This is a genomic window from Pantoea sp. sgz302252, assembly GCF_047713085.1.
Taxonomy (GTDB): Bacteria; Pseudomonadota; Gammaproteobacteria; order Enterobacterales; family Enterobacteriaceae; genus Scandinavium.
This window is the reverse complement of sequence record NZ_JBLFJW010000017.1, coordinates 76,555-93,352: the sequence shown is the minus strand read 5'-3', so window position 1 is coordinate 93,352 and position 16,798 is coordinate 76,555. Positions and strand designations below refer to the sequence as shown.

Here is a 16,798-nt window from a genome sequence, read left to right as displayed (position 1 = left end):
AGATCGAGGCATCATGGCAACCACCTCAGCGGAGAGATGCCGGAGCGGCTGAACGGACCGGTAGGGGCAACGCTACCGGGGGTTCAAATCCCCCTCTCTCCGCCACTTCCTTCAGTCAGACGTCGGCATGATAGTCTGCTGCTTCGTTCAAGTCATTGATGTTTTTTATAACTTGAGAGAAGGGTCGCCCTTTCAAGATTGAGTTAAGTCGCTATTGAGAAATTCGCCATCAGAGTTGCCCGTAAAAGCTCGGATGGCGATGCCAATCCAGTTTATAGGCACAAAAAAGCCCGCTCGGGGCGGGCTTCAACTTGCTGACAAAGAAGGAAAAAGTCAGCAAAAACGAACTTAGAACTGGTAAACCATACCTACGCCAACGACGTCATCCGTGCTGATACCAGCCGCAGAATAGAATTTATCATCGTTATCCAGCAGGTTGATTTTGTAATCAACGTAGGTGGAGAAGTTTTTGTTGAAGTAGTAGTTAGCGCCAACAGAGACGTATTTCACGAGGTCTTTGTCGTTCCAGTCGCTGCGCAGGCCAGTATCTTTCGCCAGGTCCTTACCTTTGGACTGCAGGTAAGAGATTTCTGGACGCAGACCGAAGTCGAACTGGTACTGTGCAGTCACTTCAAAGTTCTGAGTTTTGTTGGCAATAGCACTTGATTGATCACCAAACGGCGTCATGTTGCGGGTTTCTGCATACATGGTCGCGAGGTAAATGTTGTTTGCGTCATACTTCAGACCCACCGTCCACACGTCGGCGTTTTCGCCGCCTGCGAGGCTGCCTGTCTGCTGTTCGTTTGTACGATCAGAAGACGCGTAGGCTGCACCTGCGCTGAAGCCCATACCGAAGTCATAAGTGGTGGAAATACCCCAACCATCGCCGTTATCACTGCGCATGTCGGTTGAGTCACCGCGGTTACTGGTGCCTTCCTGATCAAACACACCATCTGATCCTTCATTCGCCCCCTGATACTGCAGTGCGAAGTTCAGGCCATCCACCAGGCCAAAGAAGTCGGTGTTGCGGTAGGTTGCCATCCCGTTACCACGACCCACCATAAAGTTGTCGGTGTAGGTGTAGGAGTCGCCACCAAATACCGGCAGCATGTCAGTCCAGGCTTCAACGTCGTACACCACGCCGTAGTTACGGCCGTAATCAAATGAGCCGTATTCGCCGAATTTCAGACCGGCAAAGCCCAGACGAGTGGCAGACTGATTGCCGCTGCCTTCAGTGTCATTCGCCTGGATGTTGTATTCCCACTGACCGTAGCCAATCAGTTGGCTGTTAATCTGGGTTTCGCCTTTAAAACCGATACGCACATAAGTTTCGTCTCCATCGGAGCCAGCATCATCGGAGAATTGATGACGAGCATCGACTTTGCCATACAGGTCAAGTTTATTGCCGTCTTTATTATAGATTTCTGCTGCATTTGCTGCGCCTGCCATCAGTAAAGCAGGAACGATCATCGCCAATACTTTTCTTTTCATTATGCAATCCTTTGAGTTATTAATTACATGAATAAATGCGGTCAATACTAAACTACAAATAAATACTATCGACTAAGTTCATTTTTATTTAAAATAAATATGTAAGCAAGTTATTTAAAATATTTCCATTTGTATCTAAAGCGTCTATATATGTATTTTATCAATGTAAGTGCTCGTCTCATTTACTACGGTGATTTATAGGTGTTTTTTACTGGGTTGGATAACGTAGTGGTTTTGTTTTCTGAAATGTTTTTTACAGAGTGATGTGTTGCGAGTTAAGAGGCGGGTTATGCTCAGGAAAAAGGCGAAAAAAAACCTGATTGCAATCAGCAATCAGGCGTGATTAGAAATGAATAACAAATGAGTGCAGTGTAAAAACAACAAAAGGCAGGGAATGATTCCACGAATTAATACGAAAAAGAAGTCTGGAAAAGCACTTTTATAGGTGAACACCCCGTGGTCATGACATTCTCAGAAAATACCCAGACTTTTAATTGAGAAATACAGTTTGTCTGGGCAGGGGCTTTTAGTGAACGAAATTTGCCGAAGATCAAGGTAACGGCAACTGACGCTAACAAGAAACGTCAGGCCCCTTTGCGGCGTGTCTGAAGATGCTATAATGTGACCAATATCACATTAATGATCTTGAAAAGTGAAAAACGAAACATTCAGGTGCGAGCAGACACGCACTTTCTTGATAGAGGAAAGAGCCACCCGGGGTCCCGGCGGCATGTTGGCGCTGTGGGTTTTTTACGCTTATTGCGGCTATTTTATCTGGGCGATGCTGCGCTATGTTTGGGTTGTCATTCAATTTGATCCGATTCCGGGGACAACGCTCGATGGCGCGATGGGATCAACATTTGGCAAGTTAATTGGGGCATTATTAGGCTTTTTGGTGTTAGGCATCGTCGGATCGATCCTCGGGGGGATTGCCTGGTACACTCGGCCACGCGGGTCATCGTATTCAGAAAGCTGACATCAAAAGCTGCTATTCTCATTGCTCTTTCTGACAAGGGTGAGTAAACGAATGACTTTGCATCTCTGGCAGCAACGCTTTGAAACCTGGCTTCATGACCATCACGACAGCGACGACGCGGCTCATGATCTCTCCCATTTTCGGCGTGTCTGGGCCACCGCCCAGCAGCTAGCGGCGAACGAAGAGGTTGATGAGCTTGTGGTGCTGTGTGCCTGTTATTTTCATGACATTGTCAGCTTGCCCAAAAATCATCCTGATCGCAGCCGCTCATCTCAACTTGCGGCGCAAAAAACGCTTTCTCTGCTGCAGGCTGATTTTCCCGATTTTCCTGGAGATCTGTACGCGTCAGTCGCACATGCAATTGAAGCGCACAGCCACAGCGCCAATATCACACCGCTGACGCTGGAAGCGAAGATTGTGCAGGATGCCGACAGGCTCGAATCGTTAGGCGCGATAGGGCTTGCTCGCGTATTTGCTGTTGCGGGGAAACTGAATGTCTCCTTGTTTGATGCCGACGATCCGTTCGCCGACCATCGCGGGCTCAACGATCAGCGTTACGCGCTCGATCATTTCCAGAACAAGCTGCTGCGTTTACCGCAAACCATGCAAACCGAGCAGGGCAAAGCGCTCGCTATTCACAATGCGCGTTATCTGGTGCAGTTTATGGCCAAAATGGGGGCCGAGCTGAAAGGGGATTATCTCCATTGCGATGAGGCCATTCTCGCGCGTTTTGAGCCGGAGTCCTGAGTTCAGTGCGCAAATTTTGTGATACTCTCACCGCAAATAGTCTGTCCGGTTACTGATATGCAGCACACACTTACACGCACTCACACTTTTCCTCTCGCGGGAGCCTCCGGGCCAGACGCACAGGCATTACTGAACCAGCTGATGGCCATTTATGACGTCAAGACGCTGGTCGCCACGCTGAATGCCGTGGGTGAACAGCACTGGAGCCCGGCAATCCTCAAGCGCGCCACAGAGAACGGTAAGATTAACCGCCGTCTGGGTGAGAACGAATACGCTCGCTTAGCGGCGCTGTTGCCGCAGCCTTCTGGGCGCACTACCCAATTTCGCTTTATCGACCTGTTTGCCGGCATTGGCGGCATTCGCAACGGCTTTGAGGCGATTGGCGGGCAGTGCGTTTTTACCAGCGAGTGGAATAAGCATGCTGTAAGAACGTATAAAGCCAACTGGTACTGTGACCCGACAGAACATCAGTTCAATGAAGATATCCGCGATGTGACGCTGAGCCATAAGCCTGAAGTCAGTGACAGCGAAGCCGCGGATCACATTCGCAGCATCATTCCACAACACGACGTGCTGCTGGCGGGGTTCCCTTGTCAGCCGTTCTCGCTGGCTGGTGTGTCGAAGAAGAATGCGCTGGGCCGTGCGCATGGTTTTGCCTGTGATACGCAAGGCACGCTCTTTTTTGACGTGGCGCGCATCATCGATGCCTGCCGTCCGGCGGTGTTCGTGCTCGAAAACGTGAAGAACCTCAAGAGCCATGACGGTGGGAAAACCTTCCGCATCATCATGCAAACGCTGGATTCGCTCGGCTATGACGTGGCGGATTCCGCAGAAATGGGTGCCGATGATCCAAAAATCATCGACGGCCAACACTTCCTGCCGCAGCACCGCGAACGCATTGTGATGGTCGGTTTTCGTCGGGATTTGAATTTGCAGCAGGGGTTCACGCTGCGTGATTTGCCCGCCCTTTATCCGGAGCGTCGCCCGACGTTTGGCGAGCTGCTGGAACCCACAGTGGATGCCAAATTTATCCTCACGCCGATTTTGTGGAAGTACCTTTATCGCTACGCCAAAAAGCATCAGGCACGTGGCAATGGCTTCGGTTACGGGTTAGTCGATCCCACTCGCGCAGACAGTGTGGCCCGCACGCTTTCGGCCAGATATTACAAAGACGGCGCGGAAATCCTGATCGACCGCGGTTGGGACAAAGCGTTGGGCGAGAAGCATTTTGACGATCCGCAAAACCAACAGCGTCGTCCTCGCCGGTTAACACCGCGTGAATGCGCGCGTCTGATGGGCTTTGAGTCGCCACAGGGCTACCAGTTCCGCATCCCTGTCTCTGATACTCAGGCTTACCGCCAGTTTGGCAACTCGGTGGTGGTGCCTGCCTTTGCCGCCGTCGCTAAGCTGCTGAAGTCACGTATTTTGCAGGCGGTGGAGATGCGCCAGGAGCAAAAAGCGAATGGCGGACGTTCATAATCCCGCGACCCGCAGTAAAAACATGCGTGCCATTGGCACGCGTGATACCGCAATTGAAAAGCGTCTCTCGGCGCTACTCACGGCTTCTGGTTTTAGCTTCACGGTTCAGGACACCACGTTAGCCGGGCGTCCTGATTTCGTGCTGGCTGATTATCGTTGCATCATCTTTACCCACGGCTGTTTCTGGCATCATCACGACTGTTATTTATTTAAGGTACCTGCAACCCGAACGGCATTCTGGCTGGAAAAAATCGGTAAAAACGTCATCAGGGATGCGCGGGACATCGCTCAATTGGTCGAAGAGAACTGGCGAGTGATGGTGGTGTGGGAATGTGCACTGCGTGGGAAAAGCAAACTGACTGATGAGGTGCTGGTCGAAAGGCTGGAAGAGTGGATCTGCGCGGGCTCGGGCAGCGCGCAGATCGACACTCAGGGTATATCCCCTTTAGCGATTACTTCTCCCCCTCGCAAGGCGTGATTTTGCTGCGAGCCGGGAACAGCGTTTTCCCAAGCGTGACCAGCACCACCGCGAAAATAATCACCCCCAACGCCAGCCATTCCACCGGTGACAGCGATTCGCCGCCAAAGCTGGTGCCCAGTAACACCGCAACAACCGGGTTGACGTAAGCGTAGCTGGTTGCCACGGCGGGCGAGACATTACGAATCAGATACATATAAGCATTAATGGCAATCAGCGAACCGAACACGGCCAGATAACCTACCGCCAAAAAGCCGGAGAGGGTGGGTAGTTGCGTCAGATGCTCACCCGTCAACCACGAGGCACACATCAGCACCACACCCGCAGCCAGCATTTCCACTGCGCCTGCCATCATGCCTGTCGGCAATTCGATGCGGGAACCGTACACGGAACCAAAGGCCCAGCTCAATGACCCAATCAGAATAAGGATGGCTCCCCAGGGGTTACCGCTGAGGTTTCCGCCGCTGTTGAGCAGCACAATGCCCGCCAGACCGATAGCCACACCAACCCATTCGAGTTTACGGGTAGTAATGCCAAAAAAGCGGCTAAAGCAAAGCGCAAACAATGGCACAGTTGCCACCACAACGGCAGCAATCCCGGATGCCACATGTTGATGTTCGGCAATGGTGACAAAGCCATTGCCCACTGCCAGCAATAACACGCCAATCAGCGCGGCATTGAGCAGAGGGCGACGAGCCGGGAGCTTATGCCCGGTCAGCAACAGATACGCCATCAGCAACACGCCAGCGGAGAGGAATCGTACACCCGCCATCATCATCGGTGGCCAGCTCTCCACGCCGATGCTGATAGCAAAATAGGTCGATCCCCAAATGATATAAAGCGCGAACAAAGCGCCGATAAGCGGTAACAACTGTCTGGCGTGCATACGTCCTCATGACGAGTTAAAAAGGGCGCTTATAGTTAACGGGAAAACTATCCGTCTGGCGAGTGCTTTAATTAGGGGGCAACAGGCTATTTTGATTGACACAAGCGGTGTCTGTGCGAGCCGTAAGTTTTCCTTCATACTGTATGTCTAAGAAATCAATAAAGAAGCAAGGAGTCACCTTTGGCCGGGAGTAGTCTTTTAACTTTACTGGATGATATCGCCACACTGCTGGACGACATCTCGGTGATGGGCAAAGTAGCCGCAAAGAAAACCGCGGGCGTACTGGGCGACGATCTGTCGTTGAATGCGCAGCAGGTGTCGGGCGTTCGTGCCAATCGCGAATTACCGGTGGTCTGGAGCGTGGCAAAAGGGTCGTTTCTCAACAAAGTGATCCTCGTGCCGCTGGCGTTGCTGATCAGCGCATTTTTGCCGTGGGCCATTACGCCATTGCTAATGATTGGCGGAGCGTTTCTGTGTTTTGAAGGGTTTGAAAAGGTGCTGCATTCCCTGCACGCCAGAAAGCACAAGGAAGATCCGGCAGCTCGCCAACAGCGTCTGGAAGCGATAGCCAGCCAGGATCCGAAGACCTTCGAGCGGGATAAAGTCAAAGGGGCTATCAGAACTGATTTTATTCTTTCCGCCGAAATTGTGGCCATCACCCTCGGGATTGTTGCTGAAGCGCCCTTGCTGAATCAGGTGCTGGTACTGTCCGGTATTGCGATTCTGGTGACCATCGGCGTTTACGGTCTGGTGGGCGTGATCGTGAAGCTGGATGACATGGGTTACTGGCTGGTGGAAAAAACCAGTGCGCTCGCGCAGGCCGTGGGTAAAGCGCTGCTGTTTATTGCACCGTGGCTGATGAAGGTGCTGACCATTGTCGGTACGCTCGCGATGTTTTTGGTGGGCGGCGGCATTGTGGTACACGGCATCGCGCCGTTGCATCATGCGGTGGAAAACATGGCTGCGGGTTATGGCGGCCTCGTTGCGTTGCTCGCGCCAACCTTATTTAATCTTATCTTTGGCTTACTCGTCGGGGTCGTCGTGTTTGGTGTTGTGAGCCTGATTTCGCGGCTTCGCTCTGCTGCGTAAATATTGTTAAGCCATTACGCAAAACCGCAAAACTTCGGCTATCGTGAAACAGTTTCACCCTGATACAGGAGGCAGTTATGGTCTTTTTGGTCAGTGATGAAGTTAAGCCGAAAAGTGGCGGGCCACGTATGGTGGTCACCGGGTATGCCAGCGGAATGGTTGAGTGTCGCTGGTATGATGGGTTCGGTGTGAAACGGGAAGCGTTCCGCGAAGACGAACTGATGCCAGGTGACCGACGGGCACAGCAAGAGGCATAACGACCACGCCCGGCATGGGTCTCCCGCGCCGGGCGTTTTTACTGTTCTGTCATGGGTTTCAGGGAATGTTCAGGGAGTTTGTGTGCCCCACGTAACACGAGTGGAAAATCCTCGCTGGCTGAATCAGCTCAGCAGCCATACCCGTCCTGGGCGGGTGGTCAACATCTGTTTCTTTGTCGTCCTTTTGTTCTCTACGCTGCTCACCTGGCGTGAAGTGGTGGTGCTGGAAGACGCCTATATATCCAGCCAGCGTAACACCCTGGAGAACGTCTCCCACGAACTTAACAATCAGTTCCAGCTTAACGTCGACAGGTTGCTTTTTTACCGCAACGGGATGGAAGCCGCTCTCAAGACGCCGCTTGCTTTTGAGGTGATGCGCAACGCCAGCGAGGAGTTTGATCGCAAGCGCGGTCAGCATCAGTGGTCTATTTCGCTGGATAACCGGCGCACGTTGCCGGTAAACGGCGTCTCCGATGAGTTTGTGAATGACTCAACGATACTGTCCCGCGACAACCCTCTGCTGGGCAATGAATTGACCGCTACGCTTGAAGTCGGCTATTTGCTGCGCCTTTCTACTTCGCTAAAACGCGTCACTCAGCAACTGCTGTATGTCTCTCGCGCCGGTTTCTTTATCTCCAGTAACCCAGTGGCAAACAACAACGACATCGTCGAACAGTATTATGCGCTGGTGACCAGCCCGTGGTTTGCCAGTCAGTCGCAAAGGAATAATCCGACGCGTGGTATTCGTTGGTTGAGCTGGATGCTGGACACCGCCGAGGGTGAACAACGCCGTGTCGCCGTGACGTTGCCGGTAGACAGCCAGAATATCTGGCATGGCGTGCTGGCCATTGAATTCTCTTTGGCGCAAATCAAACAACTCCTGACCAGGTCCACTGAGGGTGAAACGGAAGGGGAATACCGTCTTTACAACCACCAAATGAATCTGATTGCGATATCTACGCCGGGTGGCGTCGCGTCAGAACCGCTCAGCGCTCAGGAAAAAGCGCAGCTGGCTCAGGCTTTTGAGCACGATACTCGCGGCGGTTTACGCTTCTCGACAAGCTATATCAACTGGCAAAAGCTGCGAAATTATGACGGCGTGTTGTTGCGCATTCATCACATCGATGAAGGCGTTCGCGGCGAGTTTGGCTCGATTTCCATCGCGCTGGGGCTTTTATGGCTGCTGTTTACCTCCATGCTGCTGCTCTCGTGGGGAGTGATTCGCCGGATGGTGACTAACATGAGCACCTTGCAGGATTCTTTGCAGTGGCAAGCCTGGCACGACGGCCTGACGCGATTGTACAACCGCAGCACGCTGTTTGATCTGGCGGCGAAAGCAACCAGGCGTTGTGAGCGTCAGGGCTTGCCGATATCTGTGGTTCAGCTCGATCTCGATTTCTTCAAAAGCATCAATGACCGCTTCGGCCATCAGGCCGGGGATAAAGTGCTCGCTCATGTGGCAGGGATGATTAGCGCCAAAGTGCGAGAGGGCGACATTGCGGGGCGCGTTGGCGGGGAAGAGTTCTGTCTTGTGCTGCCGGGTGCCAGTCATGAGGATGCCTGTGCGCTGGCGGAACGCATCCGTACCCGTATTAACAGCCGCGAAATGCTTGTCGCAAAAGGAGAGACGCTGCGTATCAGCGCCTCGCTTGGCGTCAGCAGCAGTGATGACAAAGGGCTGTACGATATCGAATATCTGCAATCCGTTGCCGATAAGCGCCTGTACTACGCGAAGCAGAATGGCCGCAATCAGGTCTGCTGTTGTGACAAGGAAGAAAACCAGTAATCAAGGCCTTCGCACCAGCCTTCCGGGCCGCTGGAACGTGTTCCGGCGTATCACGGAAATCACGCAGGAATAATCCTGAATATATTCACGAAATCTATGAATAATGCTTGTCTTACAAAAAAATTGAGGATAATGTTTTACCCACATCAGATTTCCTGGTGTAACGAATTTTCGCGTGCTTCTTGCATCAGCAAGCTTCTCCCCGACCCTTCCATGGTCGGGTTTTTTTTGCCTGCGTTCAGCGGTTCACTTCGGTAATGCTGAAGTCATGAATATCGAGTTCAAATGCTTCGGCCAGTTCGCGCCAGGTGTGGTACTCACGTCCGTCAATGCTGACATGGTGAGGGTCGTCACCGGCACGGTGAACCTCGCTCTCACTGATTTCGTTGATGGCATCCAGCAGGGCATCGACATCCACGTTCACCTCGCGTTTGGCTGTATCACTGTACTCTTTGGCGGTTTTCATCACAGGGTCCTCTTGCTGTCATCCACCTTTGAGTATAGACCGTCGATAAAAACACCAATTGGCGTGCCGGACGCTGCCAGCAGGGCGGTTTTGTTCTACACTGGCTGAAGTAAAAGACAGGAGACAAGTTATGCAGGTGAACGATCGAGTGACGGTCAAAACGGACGGCGGACCGCGTCGGCCAGGCGTGGTACTGGCTGTTGAACAGTTTAGTGAAGGAATAATGTACCTGGTGTCGCTGGAAGATTACCCGATGGGCATCTGGTTCTTTAATGAAGTGGGGCACGCTGACGGCATTTTCGTTGAGAAAGCCGAGTAAGGTTTTTTTCACTGGCGGGTGTGCCGCCAGTGAGTCTCGAACGATTAGCGCATATTGACGTAAATCCCGCTGGTGACATTATCTGTCAATCGAACAACATGATAAATAACCTGCTTATTATGCGTTTTTATTTTCTTTTTAATATTACCTTTATGTGACGATACCGTTTTGGCCTTAATATTCATCTGGTCGGATATCTGAATCGTCCCTTGTCCCGACATCCACATTTTTAGCATGCTTGATTCAGTTCTGCTTAACGATAAAGTGGGAATGTTAATCTTACTAACATTGCGACTTATCTTTTGCAGGTAATCAGCCAGAATATCGTCCAGTGATTCTGGTTTAATCGATTTGGAACTTATTAGCAGATTATCTCTGACCAGCAAATACTCATCGAAATGGACGTTGGCGATAGCCATAAATACGATGAACAGTGTCCTGGGGTGTTGATTAATGATCTGCTTAATATGCTGACTGCTTTGTGTATCGTGGATAAAGCAGTCTTCATTAATGAACACGACAGACGGTTGCAGTGTTTCGCAGGCCGCTTCAAGCTCACTGATGGTCTCAATATCGCCAATATCGCGCTTCTTGATCCCCCGGCTGGTCAGGTACCCGGTCAACCCAAGCCGGGTGTAACTGCATAGATCCATAATAATCGTTGACATGGCATACCCTCACTCAATGCGTAACGATAATTAACTCCATAGCCCGACTGCTTCTTAATTGTCAGAGAACGTTTAACCTGAACTTACAAAGAGCAAAGGGAAAACAATCAGGCGACCTCAACTATCCCGGAAAGTTATCTATAATTTGCCAGGAAACATCTTAAAGTAAAGTAAATGTTATGATGTGTGAAAGAGGTAAAAACAATTCATCCGCGTCAGCGTTATGCTGATCGACGTTTTTAATGCTTATATTTAAGACTAACCTTAGGATGCCCTTGTTATTTCTAAGGGAAACTTATCTTTGGTAATTCACTGATAATATCCGCTAATAGATCGAATAATTCGCTGAATAAGTGTTCACAAAATGGTGCAATTAGCGGCATTAACGCTGCCATTAAAATAATACCCACAGTCAGGGTAATGGGGAAACCAATCACGAAGATGGAGAGTTGGGGGGCCATACGGTTGAGCATCCCCAGCGCGAGGTTAATGGTCAGCAGCAGGGTGATTATCGGCAGCGCCAGCATCAGGCCGTTAAGGAAGATAAGCCCACCGGCACGCGCAAGCGCCATAAACGCATTGCTGTTAAGTGGATTACCGCCAATCGGCAGAGTGTGAAACGTATCGACCAGCAGCGAAATGAGCCATAAATGGCCGTTAAAGACCAGAAACAGCAGCATCGCCAGCATATCCATGATCCTCGCCAGCACCGGCATGCTCAGGTGGCTGCTCGGGTCAACGAAGGTCGCGAAGGACAAGCCCATTTGCAGACCAATCACTTCCCCGGCAAAACGCACGGCGGCAAAGGCAAACTGCATGGTAAACCCGAGTGCAATGCCGATGAGGATCTGCTGCATTGCCAACCACAGCGCGTTGGGTGAAAACAGCGTCACGTCAGTGGCGGGAAGCGTTGGGGCGATGATAAAGGTAATGATGATGCCAAGCCCAAGCTTTACCCGCTTAGGCACGCTGGACTCGCTCAGAATAGGGGCGGTGGAAATCAACGCCAGCACGCGTAGCAGCGGCCAAAAATAGAGGCTTAACCAGTGCAGCCATTGGTCGCTGGTGACGTGCAGCATGGGGCTTATCCGATGATGTACGGCAGGTTGTTGAACAGCGTGCGCACGTAATCCAGCAGCAGATTCAGCATCCACGGGCCCGCCACGATGATGGCGATAAACACGGCGATGATTTTCGGGATAAACGACAGGGTCATTTCGTTAATCTGCGTCGCGGCCTGCAAAATACTGATCAGCAGGCCGGTGATTAACGCCACCAGCAGCAGCGGGGCAGCCAGCGCCAGCGCGACTTTCATCGCCTCAGTGCCCAGCATCATTACCGATTCAGGGGTCATGGACGTTCCTTAACTGTAAAAACTTTGGGCGAGCGATCCCACCAGAAGCTGCCAACCGTCAACCAGCACAAACAGCATCAGCTTGAACGGCAGCGCAATGGTGGCCGGTGGCACCATCATCATCCCCAGCGCCATCAACACGCTGGCGACCACCAAATCGATAATCAGGAACGGAATAAAGATAGTGAAGCCAATCTGGAAAGCCGTTTTGAGTTCGCTGGTGACATAAGCAGGCAGCAGAATGCGCATTGGCACGGCTTCAGGCCCCTGAATGGGGGCGGTGTTGGCCAGACGGGCAAACAGGGCCAAATCGGCCTCGCGGGTTTGGCGCAGCATAAACTCACGCAGCGGCTGCGAGCCTTTATCAATCGCCTGTTCAAGCGTGATTTTATCCTCACTGAACGGCTGATAGGCGTCGTTGTAAATCTTGTCGATAACCGGCGACATAATAAAAAAGGTCAGAAACAGCGCCAGCCCGAGCAGTACCTGGTTTGGCGGTGCGGAAGCGGTGCCCAAAGCGCTGCGCAAAAGACCAAATACAATGATGATTCGCGTAAAACTGGTCATCATCAGCATGATCGCGGGCAGGAAAGTCAGAGAAGTAATAAACACCAGCGTCTGCACTGGCAGAGACCAGCTTTGGCCCCCGTTTGGCAGAGGCTGGCTGACAAGCCCAGGCAGTTGAGCAAAAGCCGCGGGCGAGAGCAGCCACAGCGCGACAAGCGAGAGGGAAAGCACACGACGCATCAGGATCTCCCAGGGCGCTTGATAACAGATTTCATCAGTGAGGCAAAATCAGGCACTTCAGACTTTGGCGCGTCAGGGTCTACCTGAGCCGGGGGCAATTTGTGCAGCAACGTCACCTGAGAGGCCGTCACACCCAGCACCAGCCGGGCGTCTTCTACGTCGACAATCACCACTCGCTCACGTTGGCCGAGTGAAGCGCTGGCACTGACTTTCAACTCTTTACTGGCCGAGCTTCTCGCGCCGCTAACGCCGAAGCGTTTCGCCAGCCACGCCGCCGCCAGGATCAGCAGAATGATCCCCAGCAGCGCGCCGCTGACTTCTATCAACGGAGAAGAGGGACTCGCGGTCACGGAAGGTTGAGAAACACTGGCCTGGGTTTTCATCTTAGCGACTCAAACGACGCATACGTTCGGACGGGGTGATGATGTCGGTGATGCGTACGCCGTACTTATCGGCAACGACCACGACTTCACCCTGAGCAATCAGGTAGCCGTTGATCAGAATATCGAGCGGCTCGCCCGCCAGACCATCCAGAGACACCACAGAGCCTTGCGTCAGACGCAGCAGCTCTTTGATGGTCATGCGGGTGCGGCCCAGTTCCACGGTCAGTTTGACCGGGATATCCATAATCAGGTCGATATCTTGCAGCGTGCCGCTTACATCACCGCCGCCTAACTGCTGGAATACCGCATCAGCCGCGCTTTTGCCGCTTGCTGATTTCTGCTCGCCCAACGCTTCAGCCCACAGATCGTCCATTGCACCGCTGTTTTCATCGGACGGATTATTCATATCACTCATTTGGGCTGTTCCTCATTCAGCGAGTTCAAAATCGGGTTAATCAGGTGCTCAACGCGTAGTGCGTATTGACCGTTCACCGTGCCGTACTGGCTGGTCAATACCGGGACGCCGTCCACATGGGCAATAATGCGATCCGGTTTATCAATCGGCAGCACGTCACCGGGTTGGAGTTTTAATATTTGGGAAAGACGCAGGGAGATGTCGGCGAAATTCGCCACCAGCTCCAGTTCTGAGTGCTGAACCTGGCGCACCAGGTTTTCGCGCCAGTTCTGGTCTTCACTGCGGGAGTTCTCCAGAGGTGGGTTCACCAACAACTCGCGCAGCGGTTCAATCATGCTGAACGGCAGACAGATATTGAATTCACCTGTCAGGTTGCCAATCTCAACATGGAACGGGGTATTGACCACGATGTCGTTCGGCGAGGTGGTGATATTGGTAAATTTCACCTGCATCTCGGAACGGACATATTCCACTTCCAGCGGGTTAATCGCTTTCCACGCATCGCTGTAGCCTTCCAGCGCCAGTTTCAGCATGCGGTTAATCACGCGCTGTTCGGTATGGGTAAATTCGCGGCCTTCGACTTTGGTCGGGAAACGCCCATCGCCGCCAAACAGGTTATCGACCGCAATAAACACCAGGCTTGGCGAGAACACGAACAGCCCGGTCCCGCGCAGCGGTTTCAGGTGGATCAGGTTCAGGTTGGTCGGCACCGGCAGGTTGCGGGCAAATTCGTGGTAGGGCTGAATGCGGATCGCGCCCACGGTGATATCCGGGCTACGACGCAGCAGGTTGAACAGGCCCATACGGAACTGACGAGCAAAACGCTCGTTGATGATTTCCAGCGCCTGCAGACGCTCGCGCACCACGCGACGCTGGGTATTAGGATCATAGGGACGAATGTCACTGTCGCCAGTGGCGCCGGGTTGCGGTTCGTCACTTTTCTCGCTGTCGCCGTTCAGCAGCGCATCAATTTCGGCCTGAGAAAGAATACTGTCGCCCATGGGATTACCGCAGAATGAAAGCTGTATACAGCACGTCAGTCACTTCCTGCTTCGGTTGGCCCGCCACCAACGGTGGAGCAAGTGTCTGTTTGATGGCATTCACCAGGTCTTGTTTCCCGGTATCGGTCGCCAGTTTTGCCGCATCCTGACGGGAGAACAGCAGCAGCAGGCGGCTGCGCACTTCCGGCAGATATTCATTCAGACGCGAGCGGGTCGCTTCATCCTTCAGACGCAGCGTTATCCCGATATAGAGCACGCGATCGGCATCGCCGAGGTTAACCGTGAACGTATCCAGCGCCCAGAATACCGGGGCTGGCGGTGGCGGAACCTCTTTTTTGGCATCCGCGGAGGGTTGCTGCTGCAGTCGCCAGTAACTATAGCCCGCGGTCGCGCAGGCCGCGAGCGTCACCAGCACCAGCAGTGGGATCCAGATTGAGCGTTTGCTTTTTTTCGCGATCGCGGTGTCAGTCATCTGATACTCATTTCCTGTTTCGGTGCAGCTTTAAGGGTGATTATCCCGACTTAAGTCACGCTCAAAGGGCGGAAAAGACGGGAATAATCATGCTACCTCTGGCGTTAGGCGAAGATGTCGACGATCCCGTTGCCACGCGCCTGTGATTGCAGGCTGGCAGGCACAGCCAGAGTCTCTTCATCATCGGCACTTAACGCGCCACCTTCAGCAGAACGTTGTGAAGATGACTGACCAAAGGCCGATTGCTGCTGTTGCTGCCCGGCAAAGCTTTCGCTGCTGACGTTGCTTTGCGCCAGTTGAATGCCGTTATCGGCCAACTGGGTGCGCAGCGTGGGAATAGCGGCTTCCAGCGCGGCGCGCACGTGGCTGTGCGGGGACACCATCTGAATTTGCGCCTGGTTGTCGTCCAATTTCAGGGTGATACTCACCTGGCCTAAATTCTCCGGATGCAGCTTCAGCTCGGCGGTTTGCTGGCCCTGGCGGGTGAACAGCGTAATGTGCTGGCTGACGTTTTGCTGCCACTCCGGCGTGCCAAGCTGAGAGTTCACAGTGACCACCGGATGCGTGTTGACGGTTGCGGTAGCGTTACTGATAACCGGCGCAACGTTGACTGTTGGCGTGGCGGCAGAAATATTGCTGTCAGTATCGGCTTTCGCCGCCGCCACCATTGTCAGCGGTGTGGCCTGATTAAGAGTGGCATCGTCAGTTGCGGCAGTAGTTTGCCCGTGCACAGCCTGAGGCAGAGCAAATTCTTTACCGCTGGTTTTTCCGTGTGGGCTGGTGGTTTCTGCATTTGTCGTCAGCAAGCCCGCAAGCGTTGCCGGGCCGTCTTTACGATCTGCGCCTGTGACGGACACAGTTTCACCCGCAGGCACCGCAGCGGTTGGCGTAGCAACATGCGGCAGCATCGCCATCAGCGCGCTTAATCCGGCCATCTCTTCGTCGTTCAGGCTCGGTTTGTCGTCGTCTTTCTGGAGATCTTTGCCGAGCTGTTTCAGCACATCGTTCTTCACTTCCGGCGTTAATGCGCTAAGGACAGACTGCGCATCGCTGAGCGTGGTCACATCGGCTTTGGTCGCGTTGTCGTCCTGAAGTTGGCCCAACAGGTTGCTGAGCGTCGTTTTGGCTTCGCCCTGCGGCAGTTTTTGGCTGGCTTCCTGCAAATCGGCCAGCGTCAATGGGGTTTTGCCGTCTTTGGCGGTTTTCCCGGACATCGCGCCTGCCAGCAGGGCGAAAAAGTCCTGCGCCGTGCCGCCGGTATCGCTGGTTTTGCCTGTCAGACCGGAGGCGGCGGTGAGGTCAGTATCGCTGACGACAAGTTTCGGCAGAGTAATCATTCGGGTTTCCTTAAGGTGGCGCGCTGGGCAAACTCATCCATTTTTTTCTGATCGAGACGGTTTTCCGCAAGCCACGTCGCGGCGGCTTGTCTGTCCTGTAGCGTCTGCCATGCCTGCAAACGTTGTTTTTTCTCGCGCCAGGTGGTGAGCGCCTGTTCGACTTTTCGGTTCCACTGCAACAGCTGCTGACGGTGCTGGTCGATGGCTTTTTCCAGCGTCTGAATAAACTGCTGATAGTTCTGCCAGCGCAGGCTGGCCATGCCCTGAGACATATTGCTGTTCAGGTTATTCTGGTATTCCAGCTGGTAGTCCATCAGCATCTTCAACTGCTCTTCGGCCTGCTGGCAGCCGCGCCGCATTTCACCCAACAGCAGGGCGGCGTTATCGACCTCTTTTTCAGCCAGCTCTTTGAGCGTGGCTAATGCACCGTGTTGCGCCATGATGGTG

At 53.0% G+C, this 16,798-nt stretch carries 21 protein-coding genes and 1 tRNA gene; 9 read left to right on the top strand and 13 right to left on the bottom strand.

From position 1 onward, the window contains the following. The first annotated feature begins 30 nt into the window (after positions 1 to 30). Positions 31 to 105, top strand: a tRNA-OTHER gene (locus ACLW56_RS14370). 243 nt (positions 106 to 348) lie between these two features. Here the strand turns inward: ACLW56_RS14370 and ompC are convergent. After that, positions 349 to 1,491, bottom strand: a complete 1,143-nt coding sequence (gene ompC / locus ACLW56_RS14365; RefSeq protein ID WP_330984443.1) for a porin OmpC — start codon at positions 1,489 to 1,491, stop codon at positions 349 to 351. 697 nt (positions 1,492 to 2,188) lie between these two features. Here ompC and drpB point away from each other — a divergent pair. Genes drpB through ACLW56_RS14345 form a run of 4 tightly spaced genes read left to right on the top strand, consistent with a single transcriptional unit; the run spans position 2,189 to position 5,171 of the window. Next, positions 2,189 to 2,467, top strand: a complete 279-nt coding sequence (gene drpB, locus ACLW56_RS14360) for a cell division protein DrpB (protein WP_330984461.1) — start codon at positions 2,189 to 2,191, stop codon at positions 2,465 to 2,467. A gap of 51 nt (positions 2,468 to 2,518) precedes the next feature. Further along, positions 2,519 to 3,214 (top strand): phosphohydrolase, encoded by a 696-nt coding sequence (locus tag ACLW56_RS14355; RefSeq protein WP_330984442.1) that lies wholly within the window; start codon positions 2,519 to 2,521, stop codon positions 3,212 to 3,214. Between the two features lie 57 nt (positions 3,215 to 3,271). Continuing rightward, positions 3,272 to 4,693 carry a DNA cytosine methyltransferase gene (locus ACLW56_RS14350; RefSeq protein ID WP_330984441.1) on the top strand — a complete coding sequence of 474 codons (1,422 nt, stop codon included), beginning with the start codon at positions 3,272 to 3,274 and terminating at the stop codon, positions 4,691 to 4,693. Continuing rightward, the gene (locus ACLW56_RS14345) at positions 4,677 to 5,171 is read left to right on the top strand and encodes a very short patch repair endonuclease (RefSeq protein WP_330984440.1); all 495 of its coding nucleotides are present in this window, start codon (positions 4,677 to 4,679) and stop codon (positions 5,169 to 5,171) included. Before ACLW56_RS14350 ends, ACLW56_RS14345 begins: the two co-directional genes overlap by 17 nt. Here ACLW56_RS14345 and yedA read toward each other — a convergent pair. Beyond that, positions 5,146 to 6,057: a drug/metabolite exporter YedA gene (gene yedA, locus ACLW56_RS14340; protein ID WP_330984439.1), complete on the bottom strand. Its 912-nt coding sequence runs from the start codon at positions 6,055 to 6,057 to the stop codon at positions 5,146 to 5,148. The two genes, ACLW56_RS14345 and yedA, sit on opposite strands and share 26 nt — an antisense overlap. 180 nt (positions 6,058 to 6,237) lie before the next feature. Here yedA and ACLW56_RS14335 point away from each other — a divergent pair, with 180 nt between their 5' ends. The 3 genes from ACLW56_RS14335 (at position 6,238) to dgcQ (ending at position 9,189) form a co-directional block, all read left to right on the top strand. Next, positions 6,238 to 7,146, top strand: coding sequence for a DUF808 family protein (locus tag ACLW56_RS14335; protein WP_330984438.1), 909 nt, complete (start codon positions 6,238 to 6,240; stop codon positions 7,144 to 7,146). A 77-nt stretch (positions 7,147 to 7,223) separates the two neighbouring features. Further along, on the top strand, positions 7,224 to 7,403 hold the full coding sequence (locus ACLW56_RS14330; RefSeq protein ID WP_330984437.1) for a YodC family protein: 180 nt from the start codon (positions 7,224 to 7,226) through the stop codon (positions 7,401 to 7,403). 82 nt (positions 7,404 to 7,485) lie between these two features. Beyond that, complete coding sequence (gene dgcQ / locus ACLW56_RS14325) at positions 7,486 to 9,189, top strand: cellulose biosynthesis regulator diguanylate cyclase DgcQ (protein ID WP_330984436.1); 1,704 nt, start codon at positions 7,486 to 7,488, stop codon at positions 9,187 to 9,189. Positions 9,190 to 9,427: 238 nt separating this feature from the next. Here dgcQ and yodD read toward each other — a convergent pair whose 3' ends face one another. After that, positions 9,428 to 9,655, bottom strand: coding sequence for a YodD family peroxide/acid resistance protein (gene yodD / locus ACLW56_RS14320; RefSeq protein ID WP_329700695.1), 228 nt, complete (start codon positions 9,653 to 9,655; stop codon positions 9,428 to 9,430). A gap of 130 nt (positions 9,656 to 9,785) precedes the next feature. On the opposite strand from yodD, the gene dsrB reads away from it, so the two are divergent. Continuing rightward, positions 9,786 to 9,974, top strand: coding sequence for a protein DsrB (gene dsrB / locus ACLW56_RS14315; RefSeq protein ID WP_330984435.1), 189 nt, complete (start codon positions 9,786 to 9,788; stop codon positions 9,972 to 9,974). Positions 9,975 to 10,018: 44 nt separating this feature from the next. Here the strand turns inward: dsrB and rcsA are convergent, their stop codons facing one another. The 10 genes from rcsA to fliJ form a co-directional block, all read right to left on the bottom strand. Then, entirely contained in the window at positions 10,019 to 10,642 is a 624-nt protein-coding gene (gene rcsA, locus ACLW56_RS14310; RefSeq protein WP_330984434.1) for a transcriptional regulator RcsA, read from the bottom strand. Between the two features lie 284 nt (positions 10,643 to 10,926). Beyond that, complete coding sequence (fliR, locus tag ACLW56_RS14305) at positions 10,927 to 11,721, bottom strand: flagellar biosynthetic protein FliR (protein ID WP_330984433.1); 795 nt, start codon at positions 11,719 to 11,721, stop codon at positions 10,927 to 10,929. Positions 11,722 to 11,726: 5 nt separating this feature from the next. Then, the gene (gene fliQ, locus ACLW56_RS14300; protein WP_154160781.1) at positions 11,727 to 11,996 is read right to left on the bottom strand and encodes a flagellar biosynthesis protein FliQ; all 270 of its coding nucleotides are present in this window, start codon (positions 11,994 to 11,996) and stop codon (positions 11,727 to 11,729) included. Between the two features lie 9 nt (positions 11,997 to 12,005). Next, entirely contained in the window at positions 12,006 to 12,743 is a 738-nt protein-coding gene (fliP, locus tag ACLW56_RS14295) for a flagellar type III secretion system pore protein FliP (protein WP_330984432.1), read from the bottom strand. Beyond that, positions 12,743 to 13,126, bottom strand: a complete 384-nt coding sequence (gene fliO, locus ACLW56_RS14290; protein ID WP_330984431.1) for a flagellar biosynthetic protein FliO — start codon at positions 13,124 to 13,126, stop codon at positions 12,743 to 12,745. Before fliO ends, fliP begins: the two co-directional genes overlap by 1 nt. 1 nt (position 13,127) lies before the next feature. Continuing rightward, on the bottom strand, positions 13,128 to 13,541 hold the full coding sequence (gene fliN, locus ACLW56_RS14285) for a flagellar motor switch protein FliN (protein ID WP_330984430.1): 414 nt from the start codon (positions 13,539 to 13,541) through the stop codon (positions 13,128 to 13,130). Then, the gene (fliM, locus tag ACLW56_RS14280; protein WP_330984429.1) at positions 13,538 to 14,542 is read right to left on the bottom strand and encodes a flagellar motor switch protein FliM; all 1,005 of its coding nucleotides are present in this window, start codon (positions 14,540 to 14,542) and stop codon (positions 13,538 to 13,540) included. The genes fliN and fliM overlap by 4 nt, the downstream gene beginning before the upstream one ends. 4 nt (positions 14,543 to 14,546) lie before the next feature. Further along, a complete protein-coding gene (fliL, locus tag ACLW56_RS14275; protein ID WP_330984428.1) occupies positions 14,547 to 15,014 on the bottom strand; it encodes a flagellar basal body-associated protein FliL in 468 nt (155 codons plus the stop codon). A gap of 104 nt (positions 15,015 to 15,118) precedes the next feature. Next, positions 15,119 to 16,351, bottom strand: coding sequence for a flagellar hook length control protein FliK (gene fliK / locus ACLW56_RS14270; protein ID WP_330984427.1), 1,233 nt, complete (start codon positions 16,349 to 16,351; stop codon positions 15,119 to 15,121). Continuing rightward, a complete protein-coding gene (gene fliJ / locus ACLW56_RS14265) occupies positions 16,348 to 16,791 on the bottom strand; it encodes a flagellar export protein FliJ (protein ID WP_330984426.1) in 444 nt (147 codons plus the stop codon). Before fliJ ends, fliK begins: the two co-directional genes overlap by 4 nt. Positions 16,792 to 16,798 lie beyond the last annotated feature (7 nt).

Coding starts and splice junctions, on each gene's coding strand:
- ompC (WP_330984443.1), bottom strand. CDS start 1,491: ATGAAAAGAAAAGTATTGGCGATGATCGTTCCTGCTTTACTGATGGCA.
- ACLW56_RS14355 (WP_330984442.1), top strand. CDS start 2,519: ATGACTTTGCATCTCTGGCAGCAACGCTTTGAAACCTGGCTTCATGAC.
- ACLW56_RS14350 (WP_330984441.1), top strand. CDS start 3,272: ATGCAGCACACACTTACACGCACTCACACTTTTCCTCTCGCGGGAGCC.
- ACLW56_RS14345 (WP_330984440.1), top strand. CDS start 4,677: ATGGCGGACGTTCATAATCCCGCGACCCGCAGTAAAAACATGCGTGCC.
- yedA (WP_330984439.1), bottom strand. CDS start 6,057: ATGCACGCCAGACAGTTGTTACCGCTTATCGGCGCTTTGTTCGCGCTT.
- ACLW56_RS14330 (WP_330984437.1), top strand. CDS start 7,224: ATGGTCTTTTTGGTCAGTGATGAAGTTAAGCCGAAAAGTGGCGGGCCA.
- yodD (WP_329700695.1), bottom strand. CDS start 9,655: ATGAAAACCGCCAAAGAGTACAGTGATACAGCCAAACGCGAGGTGAAC.
- dsrB (WP_330984435.1), top strand. CDS start 9,786: ATGCAGGTGAACGATCGAGTGACGGTCAAAACGGACGGCGGACCGCGT.
- rcsA (WP_330984434.1), bottom strand. CDS start 10,642: ATGTCAACGATTATTATGGATCTATGCAGTTACACCCGGCTTGGGTTG.
- fliR (WP_330984433.1), bottom strand. CDS start 11,721: ATGCTGCACGTCACCAGCGACCAATGGCTGCACTGGTTAAGCCTCTAT.
- fliQ (WP_154160781.1), bottom strand. CDS start 11,996: ATGACCCCTGAATCGGTAATGATGCTGGGCACTGAGGCGATGAAAGTC.
- fliP (WP_330984432.1), bottom strand. CDS start 12,743: ATGCGTCGTGTGCTTTCCCTCTCGCTTGTCGCGCTGTGGCTGCTCTCG.
- fliO (WP_330984431.1), bottom strand. CDS start 13,126: ATGAAAACCCAGGCCAGTGTTTCTCAACCTTCCGTGACCGCGAGTCCC.
- fliN (WP_330984430.1), bottom strand. CDS start 13,541: ATGAGTGATATGAATAATCCGTCCGATGAAAACAGCGGTGCAATGGAC.
- fliM (WP_330984429.1), bottom strand. CDS start 14,542: ATGGGCGACAGTATTCTTTCTCAGGCCGAAATTGATGCGCTGCTGAAC.
- fliL (WP_330984428.1), bottom strand. CDS start 15,014: ATGACTGACACCGCGATCGCGAAAAAAAGCAAACGCTCAATCTGGATC.
- fliK (WP_330984427.1), bottom strand. CDS start 16,351: ATGATTACTCTGCCGAAACTTGTCGTCAGCGATACTGACCTCACCGCC.
- fliJ (WP_330984426.1), bottom strand. CDS start 16,791: ATGGCGCAACACGGTGCATTAGCCACGCTCAAAGAGCTGGCTGAAAAA.